Source organism: Acidisoma sp. C75 (genome assembly GCF_054665095.1).
In genome coordinates this window covers 17,761-40,394 of record NZ_BAAFHD010000003.1, presented here as the reverse complement: position 1 = coordinate 40,394, position 22,634 = coordinate 17,761, and the positions used below count along the sequence as shown (strand labels likewise).

The following is a 22,634-nucleotide window of genomic DNA, read 5'->3' as shown; positions in this document are numbered from 1 at the left end:
CGCGCCGTTGTAGGGGTGTCAAGGGTTTACGCGCGCCGAGGCCGGCAGCGTCAGGCTTTTACGGCGCCTCGGGCAGCAGCTTGCCAGGGTTGAGGATGCCGCTCGGGTCGAGCGCCGCCTTGATCGCGCGCATCACCGCAAGCGGCCCTTCGCCATGCTCGGCGACCAGAAAATCCCGCTTGCCGGCGCCCACGCCATGCTCGCCCGAGCAGGAACCGCCAAGGGCGAGGCCACGCGCTACGATCTTGCGATCGAGCGCCCAGGCCCGCGCGCGGCCCTCCTCTCCCGGCGGCACCAGAATGACGGTATGGAAATTCCCGTCCCCCACATGCCCGACCAGCGGGGCGAGGAGCCCGGCCTCGGCGATATCCTGCTTCACGCCGAGCACCGCTTCGGCGAGCTTCGAGACCGGGACGACAGTATCGGTGATGAAGGCGCCATGCGTGGGCGCCAGCGCGCGGGCCGCCCAATAGGCGTCGTGCCGCGCCTTCCAGAGCCGATTGCGGGTCTCGGTATCGGTCGCCCAGGCGAAGCCTTGCGCGCCGTTCTCCCGCGCGATCGCCTCGACCGCCTCGGCCTGTTCGCGCACCGCGGCGGGGGAGCCGTGAAACTCGAAGAAGAGGCTCGGCAGCGCATCGAAGCCGGAGAGTTTGGAATAGGCGATGCAGGCCTGCATCTGCACCTCGTCCAGCAATTCGATGCGCGCCAGGGGGATCGCCGCCTGCATCACCTCGATCACGCTGCGGACGGCGCTTTCCATTGCCGCGAACTGGCAGGTGGCGGCAGAGATCGCCTCCGGTATCGGATGCAGCTTGAGCTGGATTTCGGTGATGATGCCGAGCGTGCCTTCCGAGCCGATGAAGAGCCGGGTGAGATCGTAGCCGGTGGCGGATTTGCGCACCCGCCCGCCGGTGCGGATGACCGTGCCATCGGCGAGCACCACGGTGAGGCCGAGCACATTCTCGCGGATCGTCCCATAGCGCACGGCATTGGTGCCGGAGGCGCGGGTTGCCGCCATACCGCCGAGCGAGGCATCAGCCCCGGGGTCGATCGGCATGAAGAGCCCCTGATCACGCAGATATTCATTGAGCTTGCTGCGCACGAGCCCGGCCTCGATCCGGCAATCCATATCCTCGGGGTTCAGTTCGAGGATACGGTCCATGCGCGAGAGATCGATGGTGAGGCCGCCGGCGACGGCGTTGACGTGCCCTTCGAGCGAGGTGCCGGTGCCGAAGGCGATGACCGGCAGCCCCCGCGCATGGGCGAGTGCGACGAGGCGAGAGACCTCCTCCGTCGTTTCGGGAAAGGCCACGAGGTCGGGCATCCCCGGCGGGTAGGAGCCTTCGCCATGGCTGTGCTGCTCCCGCAGACTGTCATTGGCGGTGATGCGGGAGCCCATGAAGGCGGCGGCTTCGGCAAGGAGGCTCTGGATGAGATCGGTGCGCATGGCGGGAGTGTCGCGCAAAGCGCGCCGCCTGCCCAGCGCCCGCCGCTCATGGCGCGGGTGTTGCGGGATCGGCCCTCAGGGACGATGATCGGCTTCCCCTCCCGTCCAGCAGCGGAGCCTCGGCATGAGCCATCACCTGCAGTTCTATATCGACGGTGCCTGGGTCGGGCCCCTGGCGCCGAACCCGATCGAGGTTATCGACCCGTCGACCGAGGAAGCTTTCACCCAGATTTCGGGCGGCGGTGCTGCCGATATCGACCGCGCGGTGATGGCCGCCCGGCGCGCCTTCGATGCCTTCGCGCGCACGAGCCCGGCCGAGCGGCGCGAACTGCTGGAGGCGATCCTCGCCGAATTCGACAAGCGCTACGAGGATCTCGCCCAGGCGACAATGCAGGAGATGGGCGCCCCGCTCGCCTTCGCCCGGCGTTCGCAAGTATGGAGCGGCCAGGCACATCTGCGCGAGATGATCCGCGTGATGGGAAGCTACCGCTTCACCGAGATGCAGGGGGATATGCAGATCCGGCGCGAGCCGGTGGGTGTCGTCGGCATGATCACGCCCTGGAACTGGCCGCTCAACCAGATCACCTGCAAGGTGGCGCCGGCCATCGCCGCCGGCTGCACCATGGTGCTGAAACCCTCCGAGATCGCGCCTGTCACCGGCATCATCTTCTCCGAGATCATGCATGCCGCCGGCGTGCCGAAGGGCGTCTATAACATGGTGAACGGAACCGGGGCCGAAGCCGGGGCCGCGCTTTCGGCGCATCCGGAGGTAGATATGATGTCCTTCACCGGCTCCACCCGCGCGGGCATCCTGGTTGCCAAGGCGGCGGCCGAAACCGTCAAGCGCGTGCATCAGGAACTCGGCGGCAAATCGCCCAATATCCTGCTCGAAGATGCGGATTTCGCCCGCGCCGTGCCGGCCGGGGTCGCGCATATGTTCAACAACAGCGGCCAAAGCTGCAACGCGCCCTCACGCATGCTGGTGCCGCGCGCGCGCCAGGCCGAGGTGGTGGAGCTTGCCCGCGCCGCCGCCCGCAACGTGACGGTGGGCGATCCGCGCAGCGAGAATTCCAACCTCGGGCCGGTGGTGAGCAAGCTGCAATTCGATAAGATCCAGGATCTCATCCGCTCCGGCATCGCGGAGGGGGCCGATCTCGTGGTGGGCGGGCCTGGCCTGCCGGATGGCCTCTCCCGCGGCTATTACGTGCGGCCGACGATCTTCGCCAATGTGCGGCCCGAGATGCGCATCGCGCGCGAGGAGATCTTCGGGCCGGTGCTTTCGATCATGCCCTATGATTCGGAGGAAGAGGCGGTCGCGGAAGCGAACAATACCGTCTATGGCCTGGCGGGCTACGTACAGGGCGGCGATCTCGCCCGCGCCCGGGAGGTCGCGGCCCGCATCCGCGCCGGCACGCTCTACATCAATACGCCGCCCACCAACATGGCCGCCCCCTTCGGCGGCTATAAGCAATCCGGCAATGGGCGCGAATGGTCCCATTGGGGTCTCGACGATTTCACCGAGATCAAGGGCGTGGTGGGATACGGGGCAGCCTGACCGGCGGAGAGGGCGCCGCGCGGCGCCCTCCTCGGCCGGCCAACCGCCGCGCGGCGCTCAGGCCTTCCCGTCGAAGAATTCCTTCACCTTGGCGAAGAAGCCCTCGGATTCGGGGCTGCCCTTGGCGTGGTCGGTCGCCTCCTGCTCGAATTCTTCAAGGAGTTCGCGCTGCCGGCGCGTGAGATGGCGCGGCGTCTCCACCGCCACCTGGATATACATATCGCCACGCGCCTGGCTGCGCAGAACCGAGAAGCCCTTGCCGCGCAGGCGGAACTGTTCGCCCGACTGAGTGCCGGCCGGGATCTTCACCTTAGCCCGTGACCCGTCGATCACCGGCACTTCGATCTCCCCGCCCAAGGCGGCCTGGGAAATGCGGAGCGGCACGCGGCACAGCACGGTCGCCCCTTCGCGCTGGAAGATCTCGTGCGGGCTGATGCCGATATTGACGTAGAGATCGCCCGGCTGGCCGCCCACGCCTGCCGCCTCGCCCTCGCCGGAGAGGCGGATGCGCGTGCCATCCTCGACGCCTGCGGGAATGGTGACGTTGAGCGTCCGCTCCCGCGGGACGGTGGCGGCGCCGTGGCAGACCCGGCACGGGTTGCGAATGACGCGGCCGGTGCCGCCGCAGGTCGGGCAGCTGCGCTCCACCAGGAAGAAGCCTTGCTGCGCCCGCACCTTGCCCATGCCGCCACAGGTGGTGCAGGTATCGCTCGCGCTGCGGTCCTTGCCCTCGGAACCGGTGCCGTCGCAGGCCTCGCAATTCACCCGGGTATGGAAGCGGATCTCCCGCTTGGTGCCGAAAAAGGCGTCTGACAGGCTGATGGTGATATCGGCACGGAGATCGGCCCCCATCCGGGTCGCCCGGCCGCCGCCACCGCCGCCGCGCCGGCCCATGAAATCGCCGAACATCTGGTCGAAGATATCGCCCAGGCCGCCCGCGCCCGAAAAGTCGAAGCCGCCCGGGCCGCCGCCGCCATTCTCGAACGCGGCATGGCCGAAGCGATCATAGGCCGCGCGCTTCTGATCGTCCTTCAGCACCTCATAGGCCTCGTTCACTTCCTTGAACTTGGCCTCTGCCTGCTTGTCTCCGGGATTGCGGTCCGGATGGTATTGCATCGCGAGCTTGCGATAAGCCTTCTTCAGCTCATCCGCACTTGCCTCGCGCGCGACGCCGAGCGTCGCGTAATAGTCGTTCTTCGCCATCGATCGCCCTCAGCCCTGCACCGGCAAAGGCTGGCTTCCGCGCCTTGGAATGCCGCCCCCGGGCCAACCCTTATGCAAAGAAGACGCCTGCGCCTCTTGCGAAGCACAGGCGTCCCCCTCAACCACGCGGCCTTGCGGCCGTTTCCTTCATCAGCGGATCAGGCCGACTTCTTCTTGTCGTCCACTTCCTCGAACTCGGCATCCACCACCCGCTCGCCATTCGGCCCGGTGGCGCCGCCCGCGGCACCCGCACCCGGCGCCGCGCCGGCTTGCGCGCCGCCCTCGGCCTGCTGGGCCTTGTACATCGCCTCGCCGATGCGCATGGCGATCTGCGTCAGCCGTTCGCCGGCGGCATCCACCGCCGCCTTGTCCTGGCCTTCGAGCGCGGTGCGGGCAGCGGCGATGGCGCTTTCCGCCTCGCCCTTATCCTGCGCCGAGATCTTCTCCCCACCTTCCGAGAGGGTCTTCTCGGTCTGATGGATAAGGCTCTCGACCTGATTGCGGCTCTCGACGAAGGCGCGCCGCTCCTTATCGGCCGCGGCATTGGCCTCCGCCTCCTGCACCATCTTCTGGATATCGGCGTCCGACAGGCCGCCCGAGGCCTGGATGCGGATCTGCTGCTCCTTGCCGGTCGCCTTATCCTTGGCCGAGACGGAAACGATGCCGTTCGCGTCGATATCGAAGGTGACTTCCACCTGCGGCACGCCACGCGGCGCAGGCGGCAGGCCGACGAGATCGAACTGGCCGAGTAGCTTGTTATCGGCCGCCATTTCACGCTCGCCCTGGAAGACCTTGATGGTGACCGCGGTCTGGTTGTCATCGGCGGTCGAGAAGGTCTGGCTCTTCTTGGTCGGGATCGTCGTATTGCGGTCGATCAGGCGGGTGAAGACCCCGCCGAGCGTCTCGATGCCGAGGGAGAGCGGCGTCACGTCGAGCAGCAGCACGTCCTTCACATCGCCCCGCAGCACCGCGCCCTGAACGGCGGCGCCGATCGCCACCACCTCATCGGGGTTCACGTTGCGGGCGGGCTCGCGGCCGAAGAACTGCTTCACCGCCTCGATCACCTTGGGCATGCGGGTCATGCCGCCGACGAGGATCACCTCATCCACCTCGCCCGCCGTGACGCCGGCATCCTTGAGCGCCGCGCGGCAGGGCTCCAGCGTGCGCTGGATGAGATCATCGACCAGCGCTTCGAGCTTGGCGCGGCTGAGCTTGAGCACGAGATGCTTGGGGCCCGAGGCATCGGCGGTGATGAAGGGCAGGTTTATCTCGGTCTCCTTGGCGGAGGAAAGCTCGATCTTCGCCTTCTCGGCCGCTTCCTTCAGCCGCTGCAGGGCGAGCTTGTCCTTCCGCAGGTCGATCCCGTTCTCGCGGCGGAATTCCTCGGCCAGATAGTCGATCACCCGCAGGTCGAAATCCTCGCCGCCGAGGAAGGTATCGCCATTGGTGCTCTTCACCTCGAACACGCCATCGCCGATTTCGAGGACCGACACGTCGAAGGTGCCGCCGCCGAGATCATACACCGCGATGGTGCCGGCGGACTTCTTGTCCATGCCATAGGCCAGCGCCGCGGCCGTCGGCTCGTTGATGATGCGGAGCACGTCGAGCCCGGCGATGCGGCCGGCATCCTTGGTCGCCTGGCGCTGGGCGTCATTGAAATAGGCCGGCACGGTGATGACCGCCTGGGTCACGGTCTCGCCCAGATAGGCTTCGGCCGTTTCCTTCATCTTGGTGAGGATGAAGGCGGACACCTGGCTCGGCGCATATTTCTGGCCGCGCGCCTCGACCCAGGCATCGCCATTGTCGCCCTGCACGATGGCATAGGGCACGAGGCCCTTATCCTTGGCGACCAGCGGATCCTGGTAGCGACGGCCGATCAGGCGCTTCACCGCGTAGAAGGTGTTGGACGGGTTGGTGACGGCCTGGCGCTTGGCAGCCTGGCCCACGAGGCGCTCACCGCTGTCGGTGATGGCGACCATCGAGGGGGTGGTGCGCGCGCCCTCGCTATTTTCGATCACGCGGACATCCTTGCCCTCCATGATCGCGACGCAGGAATTGGTGGTGCCGAGGTCGATACCGATGACCTTGCTCATTCTGAGACTCCTTCATAAGCGGGGGCAGCCGGCCCGAAGCACCGGGGCCCCCCTTGGGATCACTATAGTCTAGATAATCTCGCGGACGGTTCAAGACAAGTCTGGGCTGCCTATTTTTTAGGCAATGGCTGACCCTGCGCCGCGCGGGCACAGGGGCCGACGGAAGCTCAGGCCGCGGCCCCCTCGGCCGGGGCCGGCGCTTTCGCCACCACCACCATCGCCGGGCGCAGCAGGCGGCCGTTCAGCGTCCAGGCCTGGGTCCAGGCTTGCACGATGGTGCCGGCCGGATGCTCGGCCGTTTCCTGCTCCGCCATGGCCTGATGGAGGTTGGGGTCGAAGAGCTTGCCCGTCGGGTCCTCGGTCTTGACGCCGTTGCGCTCAAGGGTCGCGACGAAGCTCCGCTCAATGCCTTCGAAACCCTCCCGCAGCTTGCCGATGATCTCGGCCTCGTCCTCTGCCCGGTTCGGCAGGCTGGTGAGACCGCGCTTGAGGTTCTCGGCGACCTCGACGACGTCGCGCGCGAATTTCTGCACCGCGAAGAGGCGGGCATCCTCCACCTCGCGCTTGGTGCGGGCGCGCAGATTGGCCATCTCGGCCTCGGCGCGCATCCACTTGTCGCGCATCTCGTCGCGCTCGGCTTCCACCCGGGCGAGCCGCTCTTCCGGCGAAAGCTCGGCCGTTTCGGGCTGGGTGGCAGGATCGTGGTCGGGATGGGTGTCGGTGTGCTCGGTGTCGGTCATGGGCCCAGAGTTAGGTTTGAGGAAGGCGCTGCGCAAGCGCCGGATACACGAAATTGCGAGCAGCCAGATACGCATCGGACGCCCGGCTTTCAACCGCGCGGCGGGGGTAGCGGCAGGTGAGCGGGACCTGGGCAGGCGCGGAGCTCCGGCCTCACCGTGGCAGCCAGACGCTGAAGCGCGAGCCCTTCCCCTCCTCGCTGCTGATGACGAGCTGGCCGCGATGGCGGTTCACGATATGTTTGACGATGGCAAGGCCGAGGCCGGTGCCGCCGACGGCGCGGGAGCGTCCCTTATCCACCCGGTAGAAGCGTTCGGTGAGGCGCGGCAGATGCGCGCGCGGAATGCCGACGCCATCATCGCTCACGCTCAGAACGATGCCGGGGCGGCTCGGCCACGGCGCACCTTCGGCCGGCTCCACCGTGAGGCTGACGCAGCCGCCCTCGCGGCCGTATTTCAGCGCATTGTCCAGCAGGTTGGACAGCACCTGTGCCATCTGGTCAGGATCGCCCGGCACCGGCCCCAGCTCGCAGAGGCTGAGATCGAGCCGCACCCTGCGCTCGATGATGCGCGGCTCGAAAGCGGCGACGGCACGCTGCACCAGCAGCCCGAAATCGATCTTCTCCTGCGGCGGCTGATGCTCGGAGAGTTCGATGCGCGAGAGGCTGAGCAGATCGTCGATCAGCCGGTTCATCCGCGCCGCCTGCTGCGCCATGATCTCGAGGAAACGCTCCCGCGCCTGCGGATCGTCCCGCGCCGGGCCTTGCAGGGTTTCCACGAAGCCGATCAGGCTGGCGAGCGGGGTGCGCAGTTCATGGCTGGCATTGGCGACGAAATCGGCGCGCATTCGCTCCACCGCGCGCTCGCGCGTATGGTCCACCAGCAGGATGAGCGCCTGCGGCCCTTCGAAGAGCCGCGGATCGAGCGGCGTCACGCTGGCGTGGATCTCGCGCGGGATGGGGGCGGCGAAAAGCAGGTCAGCCGCCTGGCGCTCGCCGAGCGCCAGGGCCTTGTCGATCGCCCCGCGCAGCAGCGGGTGGCGCAGCACGGCGGCCGTATCCCCGCCGAGGCTCTGCCGCGCCGCCTGGTTCATGCGCTGGACCACGCCATCGCGGGTGACGATGAGCAGCGGCTCCGGCAATTCCTCGATGATCGCGCGCTCGGCGAGGAGCGCCGTCTCCAGCTGGCCGAGGCGGTTCTGCGATTCCCCCTGGGAGAGGCCGACATGGCTGCCGATGAGATCGAATTCCGGCAGGCGGGGCGGATCGGTCGGCAAGCCCGCGACGATCCGGCGGAGCCGCTCGAACTCCTGGCGCCAGACATAGATGGCGAGCAGGGCGAGCAGGCTCTCCGCGGCGACGAGCCAGACGGTGATATCGGCGCGCGCCGCGCCGGCGAGGACGAGCGCCAGCTGCCCCACCAGCGGCAGCGCCAGAACGAGAATGAGGCCGCGGCTGATGCGCGGGCCGCGAAACGCCTCCAGCACGCGCTCAGGCCTTTCCGGCCGCAGTGCCGAACGCGACAGGCATGCTCAACTGCCGGGCGCGAAGCTTTGCGCCGCCGGCTGCACGATCTGCGCCCCGCCCGGCTGCACCTGGAACACCGCGAGGCCACGCCGTACGCTGCCATCCGGCCCGAGCGCCAGCAGGCCATCCGCCCCGGTGAAGCCCGAGGGGTTGGTGATCACGGATTGATCCACCCTGCCCCGCGCCGTCGCGACCCGGGCCAGCGCCGCTGCATCGAAAGCGATGGCGGCCAGTGCCGAGGGCGGCCCGCCATAGGCGGCGGTATAGCTCGCGGTGAAGCTGGTCGCGGCCTGCGGATCGGGGGCGGCGTAAAGCGCGCCGTGCAAGCCGGCATTGGCGACCGCCCCGGGATCGGCCGCCCACAGCCCGGGCCCGAGTATCAGCACCGGGCCTGGATTGACATCGTAATAGGGCAGCAGCGTCGCGAGTTCGGCGAGGCTGTTGCCGGTCGTGTCCACCAGCAGGGCGTTGAAGGGCGGCGGCGGGATTGGCGTGCGTGCCAGCCGCGCCGCTTCCTGCCGTGCCGCCAGGCTATGCGCGCCGCGCAGCTGCTTGAGCTGCGCGTCGATCGGGCCGCGCCGCCCGGCATAGCCCGATAGCGACCGCAGCGTGCTGTTCATGGCGCCGAAGCTGCCCGCCGTATAGGTGGAGACCTGTGCCCCCGGCGCTGCCGCCTGCAGTGCCTGGGACATGGCGCTACCGAGCGGACTATCCGAGAGCAGACCGGCGATCTGGCCGTGCCCCTGGGCATTGGCGGCCGCCACCAGGGCCTGCACCTGCTCCTTCGGCGTGATGCCGAGCGGCCAGAGGCCGGGCTGCGCCACCGAGGAATCGGAGGTGAGGGACAGCACATCGACATGCGCCGGCGCGGCGATGGGGCCGACCGCCGCGGCCTCCTGATAGGTCAGCGGCCCGATGATGATGCCGGCGCCATCGCTGATCGCCTTCTGCGCCGCCGCCGCCGCACCCTGCGGCGTGCTGCCGGTGTCGAGCACGTCGAGCGTCCCGGCGGCCCCGGCGCCGAGGCCGAGCTTGACGGCATTGACGATATCCGAGCCCATCTGGGCATAGGCGCCGGTCATCGGCGCGAGAAGCGCAATGCGGCTGCCGGCAGGGGCTGGCATGGCGGCAGAGCCCGGGGCAGAGCCCAGGGCTTGCGGGCCTGTCGGCGCCCCGCCCATGGTGGTCGGCGTCAAGCCGTTCTCCGCCGCGCACCCCGCGAGCCCGAGAACGACGACCAGGAGAGCAGATGCCCGAGCTAGACCCACGTGACGATCCTCCGGCTGGCCTCGGGCAGCGAGCGGCTGAAGACTGGCCACTCCTCCAAGGCGCTTCCGCCCATCTTGTGCTGATTTCCACGCCAATCGGCAACCTGGGGGATGTGACAAGTCGCGCGATTGCTGCCTTGAGATCGGCCGATCTGGTGTTTTGTGAAGATAGCCGGGTGACGCAGAGGCTCCTCTTTTCGCTCGGCCTGCGGGCACGGCTGGAAAGCCTGCACGATCATAACGAGGACGCGCGCATCCCGGCCCTGCTGGCGGCGGCGCGTGCCGGGCAGCGACTGGCCCTTGTCAGCGATGCCGGAACGCCTCTGGTCTCCGATCCGGGTTACCGGCTGATGCGCGCCTTCATCGCCGAGGGGCTCCGCGTCACCGCGCTGCCGGGCGCGAATGCGGCGGTGACCGCGCTCATCCTCTCCGGCCTGCCGCCGCAGCCCTTCCTCTTCCTCGGCTTCCCGCCGCCCAAGGGCGCCGCGCGACGCACGAGCTTCGCCGCCTTGCGGGCGGCCGAGGCGGCGGGGCTCTCCGCCACGCTCCTCTGGTACGAGGCGCCGCACCGGGTGGCGGAAACCCTGGCCGACCTTGCGACCATTTTCGGGGAGCGCCCGGCCGCCCTCGCCCGCGAACTCACCAAGCATTTCGAGGAAGTGCGGCGCGGCACGCTCGCCGAGCTGCGCGCCGGGGTGGAGGCTGATCCCCCGCGCGGCGAGATCTGCCTGCTGCTCGGCCCCGCCGGTGCCGCGGCCCAGGCGCTGCCCGATCTCGACGCGCTGCTGCGCGCGGCACTGGCCGAGCATCGGCTGCGCGAGGCGGTGGCGCGGGTCGCCGCCGAAACCGGGCTGCCCCGCCGCCAGGTCTATGCCCGCGCCCTCGCTCTGATGGACGCGGCAGGCTGAGCCGCCGCTCATTGCCAGGACCGATCGTTTCGGGCCCTATGGCGGGGCAAGCGTCGCGAAAGGATCGGGCGGGGATGCGCCTTCGCCAGGTTGATCTCAATCTCCTGAATGTCTTCGACGCGGTGATGCGCCATCGCAGCGTGACCGAGGCAGCCGGGGAGCTGGCGCTTTCGCCATCGGCCGTCAGCCATGCGCTCGGCCGGCTACGCCTCGCGCTGAAAGACGATCTCTTCATCCGCGACGAGCGCGGCATGACGCCAACCGCGCGCGCGATGGAGCTTGCCGCCACCGTGCGGGACGGGCTCGCCCTGTTGGAACGCGCGCTCGCGCCTCCGCCCTTCCGGCCCGAGCAGGCGGCCCGCAGCTTCCGCATCGCCGCCGGGGATTATACCTGCACCTTCATGCTGCCCGCCCTCGTGCGGCGGCTACGGCAGAGCGCCCCTGCGATCGATCTGCGCATCATCCCGGTGAGCCGGCCCGATATCGGCCGGCTGCTCAATGCCGGCACGGTCGATCTCGTGCTCGGCTGGTTCGAGAAGCTGCCCGCCGATTTCCACCGCCGCCTGCTGCTGCGCGAGAGCGGCGGCATCGTCGTCCGTGCCGGGCATCCGCTGGCGCAAGGCCCGCTGACGCTGGAGCGTGTGGCGCAGTTTCCCCACGCCGTGGTGGATCTGACGGCCGACCAAGAGGCGCGGCACGACGGCTTCCTGGACGATCGCGGGCTGGTGCGGCGCGTCTGGATGGAGCGCCTCATCCTGCATGCGCGGGAAACCGGGGCGCCTCAGCCGCGCGTCGCGCTCAGCGTGCCGCATTTCACCGCACTCCCCTTCATGCTGGCCGATACCGATCTCGTCGCCACCATGCCCTGGCGCATGGCGCGCTGGGCGGCGAAGAACCAGGGCCTGGTCTTTCTCGGACCGCTCCTGGGTGGCCCAGATTATGTTGAAATCGAAATGGTATGGCATCGCCGCAGCGAAGCCGATGCCGGGCTGCAGTGGCTCGCCAGCACGCTGCTCGATGCCGTGCAGCAGGATGCTGAAGAGGTTTCAATGGAGTAACGCAAGGCGCCCAGGCATCTCATTCTGCCCGATCTGAACCAGACAGAAGCGCAGAGGATATGCCATGAGCCTGCCGAGCACGACGGTAACGACCCCAGGGTTGAGCATCACGTTCAGCGACACCAGCGACTGGGGCACGGGCTTCATTGGCGGCGTTACCATCACCAATACCGCCGCGACGCCGATCAGCGACTGGACCATCGCCTTCCCGCTCGCCAACGCCATCACCAATATCTGGAATGCGCAGATCGTCCATGCCGCGGGCGGCGGCTATACGCTCGCGAACATGCCCTACAACGGCACCATCGCACCCGGGGCATCGGTGCAGTTCGGCTTCCAGGCCACGGGCGGCAACCCGGTGCTGCCGACCGGCTATACCTTCAACGGGCAGACAATCGGCAGCGGCGGCGGCGGCACGACACCACTGCCTGCCCTCTCGATCGCCGATGCCTCGGTGCAGGAGACGGCCGGGCAAACGACCAACGAAACCTTCACCGTCAGCCTCTCCGCCGCCTCCACCGCGCCCGTCACCGTCTCCTACAAGACCGTGGACGGCACGGCCAAAGCCGGCAGCAACTACACGGCCGAGAGCGGCACGCTGACCTTCGCCCCGGGCAGCACAACCGCCACGATCACCGTGCCGACGAGCGCCGCCGGCACCGGCACCGACGCCTTCGGCGTGCAGCTTTCCGGCGCCGCGGGCGCCACCATCGCGGCCGGCACAGCGACGGGCACGATCATCAACCCCTTGCCGACCCTCGCTGTCGGCAATGCGAGCGTGACGGAGAACGGCAGCACGCCGGTCTCGGAAACTTTCACCGTCAGCCTCTCCGCCGCCTCCACGAGCCCGGTCTCGGTCGTCTATACGACGGCCGACGGCACGGCCAAGGCCGGCACCGACTACACGGCGGCAAGCGGCACGCTGACCTTCGCCCCCGGCAGCACGACCGCGCAAGTGACGGTGCCGACCGAACCCGGCACGGCGGGGACGAAATCCTTTGCGCTGCTGCTCTCCAACCCCGCCGGCGCCACCATCGCCGGCGGCACCGGCACGGGCACCATCATCGATCCGGCACAATCGAGCACGGGCAGCATGCCCTCGATCAGCGTCGGCAATGTCAGCGTGACGGAAACGACGACCACGACGAGCGCCTCCGGCAGCACGCTGCTGCCCGCCGGCTTCCTCAGCACGAGCGGCAATCAGATCGTCTCGGCCGATGGCACGCCGGTCAAGATCGCGGCGATCAACTGGTATGGGCTTGAGACGAATTCCTACGCCCCGCAGGGGCTCTGGGCGCGAAACTACCAGGCGATGATGAGCCAGATGAAGTCCCTCGGCTTCAACGCCATCCGCCTGCCCTTCTCGCTGCAACTCTTCGATCCTGGCAGCACGCCGAGCGGCATCAACTATACCCTCAATCCGGATCTGCAGGGGCTCGATGGTCTGCAGATCATGGACAAGATCGTAAGCTATGCGAGCCAGATCGGCCTTAAGATCATCCTCGACGATCATCGCAGCGCCGCGGGCTCCGGCCCGAACGGCGACGGGCTTTGGTACGACGGCGGCTATACGGCCCAGGACTGGGTGAATACCTGGACGATGCTGGCGCAGCATTACGCCGGCAATTCCACCATCATCGGCGCCGATCTGCTCGACGAGCCGCATGGCGCGGCGAGCTGGGGGGATGGTAGCGCCAACGACTGGGCGGCGGCGGCGACACAGGCAGGAGATGCGATCCAGGCCGTCAACCCGAACTGGCTCATCATGGTCGAAGGCATCCAGACCTATGGCGGCCAGAGCACCTGGTGGGGCGGCAATCTCATGGGCGTCGCCAGCCATCCGATCGTGCTCTCGGACCCGGGCAAGCTCGTCTATTCGCCGCACGATTATCCCTCCTCTGTCTATGACCAATCCTGGTTCCAGGCGGCGAACTATCCGGACAACCTCCCCTCCGTGTGGAACCAGAACTGGGGCTATATCTACCAGGATGGCATCGCCCCGGTCTTTCTGGGCGAATTTGGCTCGACCCTGCAATCGACCAGCGACCAGCAGTGGATCAAGCAACTCGTCAACTATATCAACAGCCCCGGCGGCGTCGGCGGGGCACAAGGGATCTCCTGGGCCTATTGGGATTGGAACCCGACCTCGGGCGACACGGGCGGCATCCTCAACAATGATTGGACGACGGTTGATTACACGAAGATGGATGCGATCACGCCCGCACTCTATCATTCCGGATCCGCGACGACTACGGCAAGCCCGAGCGCCGTCGATTTCCTGGTGAAGCTATCCGCGCCCTCGACATCCGCGGTAACGGTCAAATTCCAGACCGAGGATGGCACCGCCAAGGCAGGGGTTGATTACGTGGGGGAATCGGGCACCGTGACCTTCGCGCCCGGCACGACGACGGCGATCGTCTCGGCCGACCTCCTGGGCAATAGCACGGCCACCTCCTCCCTCAACTTCTTCCTCTCGCTCAGCAGCCCGGTGGGGGCGAGCCTCGCCAACGAGACGGCGACCGCGACGCTCCTGCCCGCATCGGTCAACAATGGCGGAACAATCACGACCGGCGGCGGAACCCCGGCGCCGGTCGGCGGCGGCGCGGTGGTCGTCACCCCGACGGTCTCGCAAAGCTGGGCCGGCGGCTTCATCGAGAATGTGACGGTGACGAACGATACCTCCCAGGCGCTATCCGCCTGGGAGGTAGAGCTGACAACGCCGAACGCCATCACCAATCTCTGGAACGCGATGACGATCAAGCAGGGCGGCGGTTCCTATCTGCTCGGCAATGCGGCTTATAACGGCCCGATCGCGCCGGGCGCCTCGGTCAGCTTCGGCTTTCAGGCCTCGGGCGTCAGCACCAACCCGCTCAGCGCGGTTTTCGTCCATAGCTGAGGCGGCGTCCTGGCCGGGCCGATCGGCTTACGGTCGCGCCGGGGGGCGATCGCCCCGCGGCTGGCAGCGCGGGTCAATGCCCGCGCTTGGCGATCTGCGACCGAGGCGGGATCAGGCTCTGCCTTCGCGGATCAATTGCTCATCTCGATGACGGCGCGCACCTTCGGGTAGATCTCCCGCGCCCAATGGCTGCCGCTGAAGACGCCGTAATGGCCGACATTGGTCTGCAGATGATGCTGCTTCATGGTCGCCGGCAGCCCGGAGCAGAGATCGAGCGCCGACATGGTCTGGCCGATGCCGCAGATATCATCCCGCTCGCCTTCGACCGTCAGCACCATGGTGCGGCGGATGGCGGAGGGATCGACCCGCTCACCCCGATGCATGAGGCGGCCGAGCGGCAATTCGTGCTTCTGGAAGATGCGCTCGACGGTTTCGAGGAAGAATTCGGCGGGCAGATCCATCACCGCACGATACTCGTCATAGAAGCGGCGGTGCATGTCGGCGCGGATCTCGTCTCCGCCGACGATCGCGCGGGCCTGCAGGATCTCGGCGCGGAGGTGGCGATCGAAATTCATCGAGACGAAGGCGCTGAGCTGCAGGAAGCCCGGATAGACGCGGCGGTTCGCCCCCTTGTAGCGCCAGGGCACGATCCCGATGACATTGTTCTCGAACCAGTCGATCGGCTTTTCCTGGGCAAGCAGATTCACCCTGGTCGCGGCGACCCGCGTGTCGATCGGGCCGGCCATCAGCGTCATGCTGCGCGGTGTCGCGATATTGCCTTGCCGCGCCATGACAGAGACGGCAGCCAGCACCGGCACCGCCGGTTGGCAGACGGCGAGCACATGGCCGCCCGGGCCGATCGCCTCCAGCTGGCGGATCACATGGTCCGTATAATCCTCGAAGGTGAAGGCGCCGGCCGAGAGCGGCACATCCCGCGCATTCTTCCAATCGGTGATGAAAACATCGTGGTCCGCCAGCAGGGTCTGCACGGTATTGCGCAAAAGGGTGGCGAAATGCCCCGACATCGGCGCCACCACCAGCACCCGCGGCTGACGGACCGCACTTTCCTTCCGGAAATGCACGAGGTCGCAGAAGGGGGTGCCCATCACCACCTCCTCATGGATCGCCACTGGCCCGTTGCCCACTACTACCGGCTGGATATCGAATGCCGGACGATCATGGGTGATGGCGGTGCGCCAGAAACCTTCGGCGGCCGCCGCGGCGCCGCGCAGCCCCAGCGCCTCGGGCGGCTTGAGCATCGCCTGATCGAGCAGGGCGGAGGCGAAGCGTGCCATCCGGCGCGCGGGCTCCAGCAGATCGGCCTGGGCCTGGTAGAGCTGATAGAGCATCGGCGTGCCGAGGGCGGCGAGCATATCCGAGCCCGGCAGCCCCGCCGCCGGCTTGGCCATTTCATAGAACAGGGATTGGCGGGGTTCGGCAGGAATCTCCGCCTGCGGAGTACGCAGCAGGCCAAGGCTCTGATAGAATGCATGCCTGTCACCCGGAGACAGGATACCATCCATGGCCGAAGCCACACTTCTCATCAGCAGCAAGAACTATTCCTCCTGGTGTCTCAGGGGATGGCTCATCACCCGCCTGTCAGGCCTGCCCTTCCGGGAAGAGTATGTCGATCCCGAAGATCCGGCCGCGCGGGCCGAGCTTCTTCTCCGCTCGTCGTCCATTCTGGTCCCGACGCTCATCCATGGCGATATCTCCATATGGGATACGCTGGCGATCGCTGAATATCTGAATGAGCTACGCCCTTCTGCCCAGATGCTACCGCATGACCGACATGCGCGGGCGCGCTGCAGGGCGATCAGCGGCGAGATGCATTCCGGCTTCGCCGCCCTCCGCTCCGCGCTACCGATGAATCTGCATGCCGATCGGCCGGGGATTCCGATCTGGTCCGCCGCGCGCGCCGATATCGACCGCATCCTGACGATCTGGGAGGAATGCTTCGCAACCTGGAACGGGCCGTATCTCTTCGGCGCGCGCCTCACGGTCGCGGATGCGATGTATGCGCCGGTCGTCACTCGTTTCCTAACCTATGGCGTGGCGCTCAACCCGCGCGCCGCCCGCTACTGCCAGGACATCATGGCCTGGCCGGATATGGCCGAATGGGTCGCGGCGGCGAAAGAGGAGCCTCAAGAGATCTCCGAACTGGAAGTCGAATTCTAGCCGGGGGCGTCGAGCCTTAGCATACCGCCGGGCGTGGGGGTAGCCGCGCCCCTTGGGCCCGCGCCTTCGGGCCTCAGCCGAGCAAGCGGCCGACGACGCGGGCGGTGTAATCCACCACCGGGATAACCCGGCCATAATTGATGCGGGTCGGGCCGATCACGCCGATCGCGCCGACGATGCGGTTGCTCGCCCCGCGTGCCGGGGCGACGATCATCGAAACCCCGGCCGAGCCGAACAGGCCGCTCTCCGCGCCGATGAAGATGCGCACCCCGTCCGAGGTCTCGGCCAGTTCGAGCAGCCGCAGCATGGTCTCCTGCGCCTCCAGCCGCTCGAACAGCATCTGGATCGAGGCAAGCTTCTCGATCTGGTTGACATCGGCGAGCAGCCGGCTCTGCCCACGCACGATGAGATTGCCGCCCCGCCCCTCGCCGCCCCAGGTGGCAAGCCCGGTCTCGATGATGCCGGCGGCTAGCTCGTCGAGCGTCGTGCGGTCCCGCACGATCTCTTCCGCCATCACCCGGCGGAAATCGGCCAGTGTCCGGCCCTGGAGCCGGGCGTTGAGGTAGTTGCTCGCCTCCTGCAGGGCCGAGGGCGGCACGCCGGCCGGAATGTCGATCACCCGGTTCTCCACCTGGCCTTCGGAGGAGACGAGCACCACCAGCGCCCGGCCGGAGGCGAGGGGGACGAATTCGATATGCTTGATATTGCCCTCCGCCTTGGGGGCGAGAACAAGGCCGGCTGCCGAGGAGAGGCCGGAGAGCAGGGCGGAGGCCTCGGCCAGGGTGTCCTGCAGGCTCCGCCCATGGCTCGACAGCGCGGCGTCGATCGCCTCGCGCTCCTCCTCCGCCAGATCGCCGAATTGCAGCAGACCATCGACGAAGAGGCGCAGCCCGCGATCGGTCGGCAGGCGCCCCGCCGAGGTATGCGGCGCGTAGAGCAGGCCGGCCTCGGTGAGATCGGCCATGACGTTGCGGATCGTCGCCGGCGAAAGGGTGAGCGGCAGGCGGCGGGAGAGGGTGCGGCTGCCCACCGGCTCCCCCGTTTCGACATATTGTTCCACGATCTCCCGCAAGACCGCCGCCGAGCGGCTGTCGAGCCCCTGCGGCAGCAGGCCGGAGGACGAGAGAAGTGGTGCGCGGCCGTTTCGATCCATCTCGGTGACCCTTCCCACAAAACCTCAACCGGCGGCAGCCGCACGGCCGCCCCGCCCGTATGAGAGCAAACGCCTCAGCCATGCGGCAAGAATGGTCCTGCTCGGCATGCGTTTCATGCAAATCATCGCTCCAGGGGATGCGATGACGCGGCAGACGGCAAGGACCATGCGCCTATCTCAGACGTTCGGCCAGACGCGGGCAAGGCTCGGCCGCAACCCGGCAGCGGCCGGGCTTCTGCTCGCCCTCACCGCCTATTTCTGCTTTGCCCTGCACGATGCGCTGGTGAAGCTGCTCGTCGCCCGCTTCGCGGCGCCCGAGATCCTCTTCCTCCGCAGCCTCACGGTGCTCATCCTCTGCCTCTCCCTCGGCGGCAGAGGGGTCGTGACCCGCGGCCTCTTCTCGCCGATGCGCGGCAAGCTGCTTACCCGCGCGGGGCTCACCTTCGTCGCCTGGCTGCTCTATTACTCCTCTGCCCGCTATCTCGGCCTCGCCAAGCTCATCACCATCTATTTTGCGAGCCCGCTGCTGATCGCGGTGCTCGCCGGGCCGATGCTGGGCGAGCGCGTGCCGCGGCTCCGCTGGCTCGCCTTGGCGCTCGGCTTCCTCGGCGTCGCCCTTGCCGCCGATCCGCGCGGCGGCGGGCCGCTGCTGCCCGCGCTTTGCGCCGCGACGGCCGCCGTGCTCTGGGCCTTCGCGATGATCCTGATGCGCCGGATCTCGCGCGAACTCCGCGGCTGGGACCAGGTCTTCGTCATCGCCCTCTGCTTCTTCATCGGCTGCGGAGTGGCGCTGCCCTTCATCTGGAAAACGCCCGACCTGCATGCGCTTCTCATGATGCTCGGCCTCGGCTTCATCTCGACCCTCGCGCAGCTTCTCCTCATCCGCAGCGTGCAGTTCGCGCAGGCAAGCCTCATCGCGCCGATGGAGTTCAGCGGCCTGCTCTGGAGCTTCGTCTTCGGCTACGCAATCTTCGGCGATGTGCCGGCGCTCGGCGTCTTCCTCGGTGCCGCCGTCATTCTGTTCAGCGGCGCGCTCGTCGTCTTGAGCGAATTGCGCCCTGCCCGTGCCTTGCCACAGAACAGCGATTGACCCGTCCCGCGGATCAGGCTTCGAAGGATCAAATGCTTCGGAGAGGACCGCATGAAAGTCATCCCCTGGTGGAGTTGGGCCTTCCCGCTGCTGGCCTGGGTGCTGATCGGGGTGAAGGTGCTGGTGCCGATCAGCGGCCTGATGCTGCCCTTGTTCATCATCGCCCTCGGCGGCGCGGTCTTTGCCGCGGTACATTATGCCGAGGTCATCGCCCATAAGGTGGGCGAGCCCTTCGGCACGCTGGTGCTCGCCGTCGCCGTCACCATCATCGAGGTGGCGCTGATCGTTTCGGTCATGCTCGGCGGCGGCAGCGAAAAGGCGACGCTGGCGCGGGATACGGTGTTTTCCGCCGTCATGATCGTCGGCACCGGCGTCGTCGGCCTCTGCATGATGATCGGTGCCATGCGCCATGGCGAGCAGGGCTTCCGCATCCGGGGCACCAATGGCGCGCTCGCCGTGCTCGTCGCGCTCTCGGTACTGACCATGGTGCTGCCCAACTATACCCGCGCGCCGGGGGCGAGCTTCAACGATCTGCAACTGCAGTTCGTCGGCGTCACCTCGCTCGTGCTCTATGGGGTCTTCGTCTTCGTGCAGACGGTGCGGCACCGCGCCTATTTCCTGCCCGAGAACGAGCTTGAGGATATGCACGACGTGCCGCCGCCGAACCTGCCGCAAACGCTGGCGAGCCTCGGCCTCCTCCTCGTCTCGCTCGTCGCCGTGGTCGGCATGGCGAAGGCGCTCTCGCCCACGGTGGAGGCGGTGGTCGCGCAGTCCGGCGCGCCGGAATCGGTGGTCGGCGTCGTCATCGCCGCCGTCGTTCTGCTGCCGGAAAGCCTCGCCGCCACCCGCGCGGCGCGGCGCAATCAGCTGCAAACGAGCTTCAACCTCGCCTTCGGCTCCGCGATCGCGAGCATCGGGCTGACGATCCCGGTGGTCGCCACGCTCTCCATCCTCATCCACCAGCCGCTGGCGCTCGGACTCGATCCGAAGGAGATGGTCCTGCTCATGCTCACGCTGCTGCTGAGCACGCTGACCGTAGCGACCGGGCGCACCTCCATCCTGCAAGGCGCCATCCACCTCGTCGTCTTCGTCGTCTTTCTCTTCTTCGCGATCGTGCCGTGATCAGAGCACCAGCGCAGCCAGCAGGGAATCGAGCCTGAGCCGGCCCTCGGCCGTCGCGGCCAGGCGGTCGTCCTCGGCGGTGAGGTAGCCTTCGGCGATGGCGGCGGCGCGGATCGCGGGGTCGATCGCCGCGGCGAGGGGAAGGCCGGTGCGCTCGGCGAAGCGGCGGGCGGAGATGCCCTCGGCCAGCCGCAAGCCCATGATCAGCATCTCCCGCGCCTGATCGGCCGGGCTGATCTCGCTCTCCGGCCCGCCGCCGTGGCCATGCCGCTCCACCCGTTCGGCCCAGACTTCGGGCGCGCGATGCCGGCGGGTGGCGATCCGCCGGCCGCCGAGGGAGAGGCGACCATGCGCGCCCGGGCCGATGCCGGCGTAATCGCCGTAGCGCCAATAGGCGAGGTTATGGCGGCTTTCCGAGCCGGGCCGCGCATAGTTCGAAACCTCGTAGCCGAAGAGGCCATGGCGGGCCGCTTCCTCCGCCGTCAGCTCATAGAGCCGCGCCGACAGTTCCTCTTCCGGGAGGGTGATCTCGCCGCGCCGATGCAAGCCCTCATAGACCGTGCCGGGCTCGATCGTCAGCTGGTAGAGTGAGAGGTGATCGGCCGCGAGCGCCAGCGCTTCGCCGAGCTCCGCCCGCCAGGCGGTTTCCGTCTGCCCGGGCCGCGCATAGATCAGATCGAAGGAGAGGCGCGGGAAGAGCCGCCGCCCGAGTTCCAGCGCGGCGATCGCCTGGGCCGCCGAATGCTGCCGGCCGAGACGGCGCAGATCGCCCTCGTCCAGGCTTTGCACCCCGATCGAGATGCGGTTGACGCCGGCCGCGCGATAGGCCGCGAAGCGCCCGGCCTCGATACTGGTCGGGTTGGCTTCGAGGGTGATTTCGAGATCATCCTCGGGCGGGAAATACGCCCGCGCCGCGGCGATCAGCCGGCCGACCGTCTCGGGCGCCATCAGGCTCGGCGTGCCGCCGCCGAAGAAGATGGAGCGGAGCGGCCGGGGCCCGAGGCGCGCCGCCTCGAAGGCGAGCTCCGTGAGCAGGGCGGCGCCGAAGCGGGCTTCCGGCATCACCGGCCGCACATGGCTGTTGAAGTCGCAATAGGGGCATTTGGCGAGGCAGAAGGGCCAGTGGATATAGAGCGCGAGCGGCTCCGCCGCGGCTGGCGGGCGGTCTTCGGCCGGCGGCGCGGCCGCGGCGGGAGGGTCGGTCTCGCGCATCATGACCCCTCGCTAGGCCAGAAGCCGCCGCCTGCCAATCGACATGGGCGCGATCCTCCCCAGATAGGAGAGACACAAGCGGAGGGGGACAAAGCGCGGATGGGGGGATGGGCAGCACGATGGGTTCGCGGCGAGCCGGCGGTGGGGCGGGTGCTTCTCGGCCTTGCGGGCCTGACGCTGCTGCTACTCTGCATCTGGCTGCTGCATGATGAACTGCTGCTGATCTTTCTCGCCGTCCTGCTGGCCGCTTCCCTGCGCGGCGCGGCGGACCGCATTGCCCGCCACACCCCGCTCGGCCCCCGCGCGGCGATGGCGATCATCCTCTGCCTCGTCGCCGCCGCCAGCATCGGCTTCTGCATCTGGGTCGGTCCGCGTCTCATCCAGCAGGGCATCGACCTCGCGCGCGCCCTCGCCCAGGAAGGGCAGAATCTCGCCCACCGCTACGGCAACACCTCTTGGGGGCGGGAGGTTCTGCAGAAGCTGAACGCAAGTGCCGGGGCGAGCGCGCAGAGCCTCGCCATGCCAGTGCTCAATATCGCGAGCGTGACCTTCGGCGCCGTCGCCGGCTTCTTCGTACTGGTCGTCACCATCGTCTATTTCGCCTCCAGCCCGCACCTCTATCTCAAGGGCCTCACCGCCCTGCTGCCGCCGGCACGCCGGCCGCGCGCGCTCGAAGTGCTGGCGAAGGTCGGGCATGTGCTGCGCTGGTGGTTCCTCGGCCAGCTGATTGCCATGCTGGTGGTGGGCGTCTTCACGGTGATCGGCCTCGCCATCATCGGCATGCCGATGGCCCTCGCCCTCGGTGTGATGGCCGGCTTGCTGACCTTCGTGCCCTATTTCGGCGCCATCCTGGCGGCAATCCCGGCTCTGGCGATCGCCCTCGGCCAGGGGCTGCACATGGCCCTCCTCACCCTCATCGTCTTCACCGTGGGCCATGTGATCGAGGGCTATATCGTCTCCCCCCTGGTGCAGGACCGCATGGTGCGGCTGCCGCCGGCACTCCTCATCCTGTCGATGACGGCGCTCGGCACCTTGTTCGGCCCGCTCGGCATCATCCTCGCCACGCCGCTGGCGGCGAGCGGTCTGGTGCTCGTCTCCGAACTCTATGTCGTGGATGTGCTGAAGGACGAGAGCGGGCGGGACATCACCACCCGCGCGATCAGCAAAGAGCCCTGAGGCGAAGCCTCA

17 protein-coding genes are annotated in these 22,634 nt (G+C 67.9%); 8 read left to right on the top strand and 9 right to left on the bottom strand.

Annotated elements, in window-relative coordinates:
- Positions 1-58 precede the first annotated feature (58 nt).
- Positions 59-1,465 (bottom strand): FAD-binding oxidoreductase, encoded by a 1,407-nt coding sequence (locus tag ACYQ7X_RS04500; RefSeq protein ID WP_459695653.1) that lies wholly within the window; start codon positions 1,463-1,465, stop codon positions 59-61.
- A 106-nt stretch (positions 1,466-1,571) separates the two neighbouring features.
- On the opposite strand from ACYQ7X_RS04500, the gene ACYQ7X_RS04495 reads away from it, so the two are divergent.
- Positions 1,572-3,002 carry an aldehyde dehydrogenase family protein gene (locus ACYQ7X_RS04495; RefSeq protein ID WP_459695652.1) on the top strand — a complete coding sequence of 477 codons (1,431 nt, stop codon included), beginning with the start codon at positions 1,572-1,574 and terminating at the stop codon, positions 3,000-3,002.
- A gap of 57 nt (positions 3,003-3,059) precedes the next feature.
- On the opposite strand, the gene dnaJ is transcribed toward ACYQ7X_RS04495, so the two are convergent.
- The 5 genes from dnaJ to ACYQ7X_RS04470 all read right to left on the bottom strand — a co-directional run bounded on the left by dnaJ (position 3,060) and on the right by ACYQ7X_RS04470 (position 9,685).
- Positions 3,060-4,205: a molecular chaperone DnaJ gene (gene dnaJ, locus ACYQ7X_RS04490; protein WP_459695651.1), complete on the bottom strand. Its 1,146-nt coding sequence runs from the start codon at positions 4,203-4,205 to the stop codon at positions 3,060-3,062.
- Between the two features lie 158 nt (positions 4,206-4,363).
- On the bottom strand, positions 4,364-6,298 hold the full coding sequence (gene dnaK / locus ACYQ7X_RS04485) for a molecular chaperone DnaK (protein ID WP_459695650.1): 1,935 nt from the start codon (positions 6,296-6,298) through the stop codon (positions 4,364-4,366).
- A gap of 167 nt (positions 6,299-6,465) precedes the next feature.
- Positions 6,466-7,038, bottom strand: a complete 573-nt coding sequence (locus ACYQ7X_RS04480; protein ID WP_459695649.1) for a nucleotide exchange factor GrpE — start codon at positions 7,036-7,038, stop codon at positions 6,466-6,468.
- Between the two features lie 151 nt (positions 7,039-7,189).
- Positions 7,190-8,521, bottom strand: coding sequence for a sensor histidine kinase (locus ACYQ7X_RS04475; protein WP_459695648.1), 1,332 nt, complete (start codon positions 8,519-8,521; stop codon positions 7,190-7,192).
- A 45-nt stretch (positions 8,522-8,566) separates the two neighbouring features.
- The gene (locus tag ACYQ7X_RS04470; protein ID WP_459695647.1) at positions 8,567-9,685 is read right to left on the bottom strand and encodes a penicillin-binding protein activator; all 1,119 of its coding nucleotides are present in this window, start codon (positions 9,683-9,685) and stop codon (positions 8,567-8,569) included.
- A gap of 221 nt (positions 9,686-9,906) precedes the next feature.
- On the opposite strand from ACYQ7X_RS04470, the gene rsmI reads away from it, so the two are divergent.
- The 3 genes from rsmI to ACYQ7X_RS04455 all read left to right on the top strand — a co-directional run bounded on the left by rsmI (position 9,907) and on the right by ACYQ7X_RS04455 (position 14,691).
- Positions 9,907-10,737 (top strand): 16S rRNA (cytidine(1402)-2'-O)-methyltransferase, encoded by an 831-nt coding sequence (gene rsmI / locus ACYQ7X_RS04465; protein WP_459696016.1) that lies wholly within the window; start codon positions 9,907-9,909, stop codon positions 10,735-10,737.
- A gap of 74 nt (positions 10,738-10,811) precedes the next feature.
- Entirely contained in the window at positions 10,812-11,795 is a 984-nt protein-coding gene (locus ACYQ7X_RS04460; protein WP_459695646.1) for a LysR family transcriptional regulator, read from the top strand.
- 64 nt (positions 11,796-11,859) lie between these two features.
- Complete coding sequence (locus ACYQ7X_RS04455; protein ID WP_459695645.1) at positions 11,860-14,691, top strand: cellulase family glycosylhydrolase; 2,832 nt, start codon at positions 11,860-11,862, stop codon at positions 14,689-14,691.
- 131 nt (positions 14,692-14,822) lie between these two features.
- On the opposite strand, the gene ACYQ7X_RS04450 is transcribed toward ACYQ7X_RS04455, so the two are convergent.
- Positions 14,823-16,214: a polyhydroxyalkanoate depolymerase gene (locus ACYQ7X_RS04450; protein ID WP_459695644.1), complete on the bottom strand. Its 1,392-nt coding sequence runs from the start codon at positions 16,212-16,214 to the stop codon at positions 14,823-14,825.
- On the opposite strand from ACYQ7X_RS04450, the gene ACYQ7X_RS04445 reads away from it, so the two are divergent.
- A complete protein-coding gene (locus ACYQ7X_RS04445; protein WP_459695643.1) occupies positions 16,213-16,869 on the top strand; it encodes a glutathione S-transferase family protein in 657 nt (218 codons plus the stop codon). The genes ACYQ7X_RS04450 and ACYQ7X_RS04445 overlap by 2 nt on opposite strands.
- A gap of 73 nt (positions 16,870-16,942) precedes the next feature.
- Here the strand turns inward: ACYQ7X_RS04445 and hrcA are convergent, their stop codons facing one another.
- Positions 16,943-18,022 carry a heat-inducible transcriptional repressor HrcA gene (gene hrcA, locus ACYQ7X_RS04440; RefSeq protein ID WP_459695642.1) on the bottom strand — a complete coding sequence of 360 codons (1,080 nt, stop codon included), beginning with the start codon at positions 18,020-18,022 and terminating at the stop codon, positions 16,943-16,945.
- Positions 18,023-18,128: 106 nt separating this feature from the next.
- Between hrcA and ACYQ7X_RS04435 the strand changes: the two genes are divergently transcribed.
- Positions 18,129-19,112, top strand: a complete 984-nt coding sequence (locus tag ACYQ7X_RS04435; RefSeq protein ID WP_459695640.1) for a DMT family transporter — start codon at positions 18,129-18,131, stop codon at positions 19,110-19,112.
- Between the two features lie 51 nt (positions 19,113-19,163).
- Positions 19,164-20,234 (top strand): calcium:cation antiporter, encoded by a 1,071-nt coding sequence (locus ACYQ7X_RS04430; RefSeq protein ID WP_459695639.1) that lies wholly within the window; start codon positions 19,164-19,166, stop codon positions 20,232-20,234.
- Here ACYQ7X_RS04430 and hemW read toward each other — a convergent pair whose 3' ends face one another.
- Positions 20,235-21,446, bottom strand: a complete 1,212-nt coding sequence (gene hemW / locus ACYQ7X_RS04425) for a radical SAM family heme chaperone HemW (protein ID WP_459696014.1) — start codon at positions 21,444-21,446, stop codon at positions 20,235-20,237.
- Between the two features lie 141 nt (positions 21,447-21,587).
- Between hemW and ACYQ7X_RS04420 the strand changes: the two genes are divergently transcribed.
- The gene (locus ACYQ7X_RS04420) at positions 21,588-22,622 is read left to right on the top strand and encodes an AI-2E family transporter (protein WP_459695638.1); all 1,035 of its coding nucleotides are present in this window, start codon (positions 21,588-21,590) and stop codon (positions 22,620-22,622) included.
- The last annotated feature ends 12 nt before the right edge of the window (positions 22,623-22,634 follow it).

What these genes read in the sequence shown, in the direction of transcription:
- ACYQ7X_RS04495 (WP_459695652.1), top strand. Translation starts at nt 1,572, where the DNA reads ATGAGCCATCACCTGCAGTTCTATATCGACGGTGCCTGGGTCGGGCCC.
- dnaJ (WP_459695651.1), bottom strand. Translation starts at nt 4,205, where the DNA reads ATGGCGAAGAACGACTATTACGCGACGCTCGGCGTCGCGCGCGAGGCA.
- dnaK (WP_459695650.1), bottom strand. Translation starts at nt 6,298, where the DNA reads ATGAGCAAGGTCATCGGTATCGACCTCGGCACCACCAATTCCTGCGTC.
- ACYQ7X_RS04480 (WP_459695649.1), bottom strand. Translation starts at nt 7,038, where the DNA reads ATGACCGACACCGAGCACACCGACACCCATCCCGACCACGATCCTGCC.
- ACYQ7X_RS04470 (WP_459695647.1), bottom strand. Translation starts at nt 9,685, where the DNA reads ATGCCAGCCCCTGCCGGCAGCCGCATTGCGCTTCTCGCGCCGATGACC.
- ACYQ7X_RS04460 (WP_459695646.1), top strand. Translation starts at nt 10,812, where the DNA reads ATGCGCCTTCGCCAGGTTGATCTCAATCTCCTGAATGTCTTCGACGCG.
- ACYQ7X_RS04455 (WP_459695645.1), top strand. Translation starts at nt 11,860, where the DNA reads ATGAGCCTGCCGAGCACGACGGTAACGACCCCAGGGTTGAGCATCACG.
- ACYQ7X_RS04445 (WP_459695643.1), top strand. Translation starts at nt 16,213, where the DNA reads ATGGCCGAAGCCACACTTCTCATCAGCAGCAAGAACTATTCCTCCTGG.
- ACYQ7X_RS04450 (WP_459695644.1), bottom strand. Translation starts at nt 16,214, where the DNA reads ATGGATGGTATCCTGTCTCCGGGTGACAGGCATGCATTCTATCAGAGC.
- hrcA (WP_459695642.1), bottom strand. Translation starts at nt 18,022, where the DNA reads ATGGATCGAAACGGCCGCGCACCACTTCTCTCGTCCTCCGGCCTGCTG.
- ACYQ7X_RS04435 (WP_459695640.1), top strand. Translation starts at nt 18,129, where the DNA reads ATGCGTTTCATGCAAATCATCGCTCCAGGGGATGCGATGACGCGGCAG.
- ACYQ7X_RS04430 (WP_459695639.1), top strand. Translation starts at nt 19,164, where the DNA reads ATGAAAGTCATCCCCTGGTGGAGTTGGGCCTTCCCGCTGCTGGCCTGG.
- hemW (WP_459696014.1), bottom strand. Translation starts at nt 21,446, where the DNA reads ATGCGCGAGACCGACCCTCCCGCCGCGGCCGCGCCGCCGGCCGAAGAC.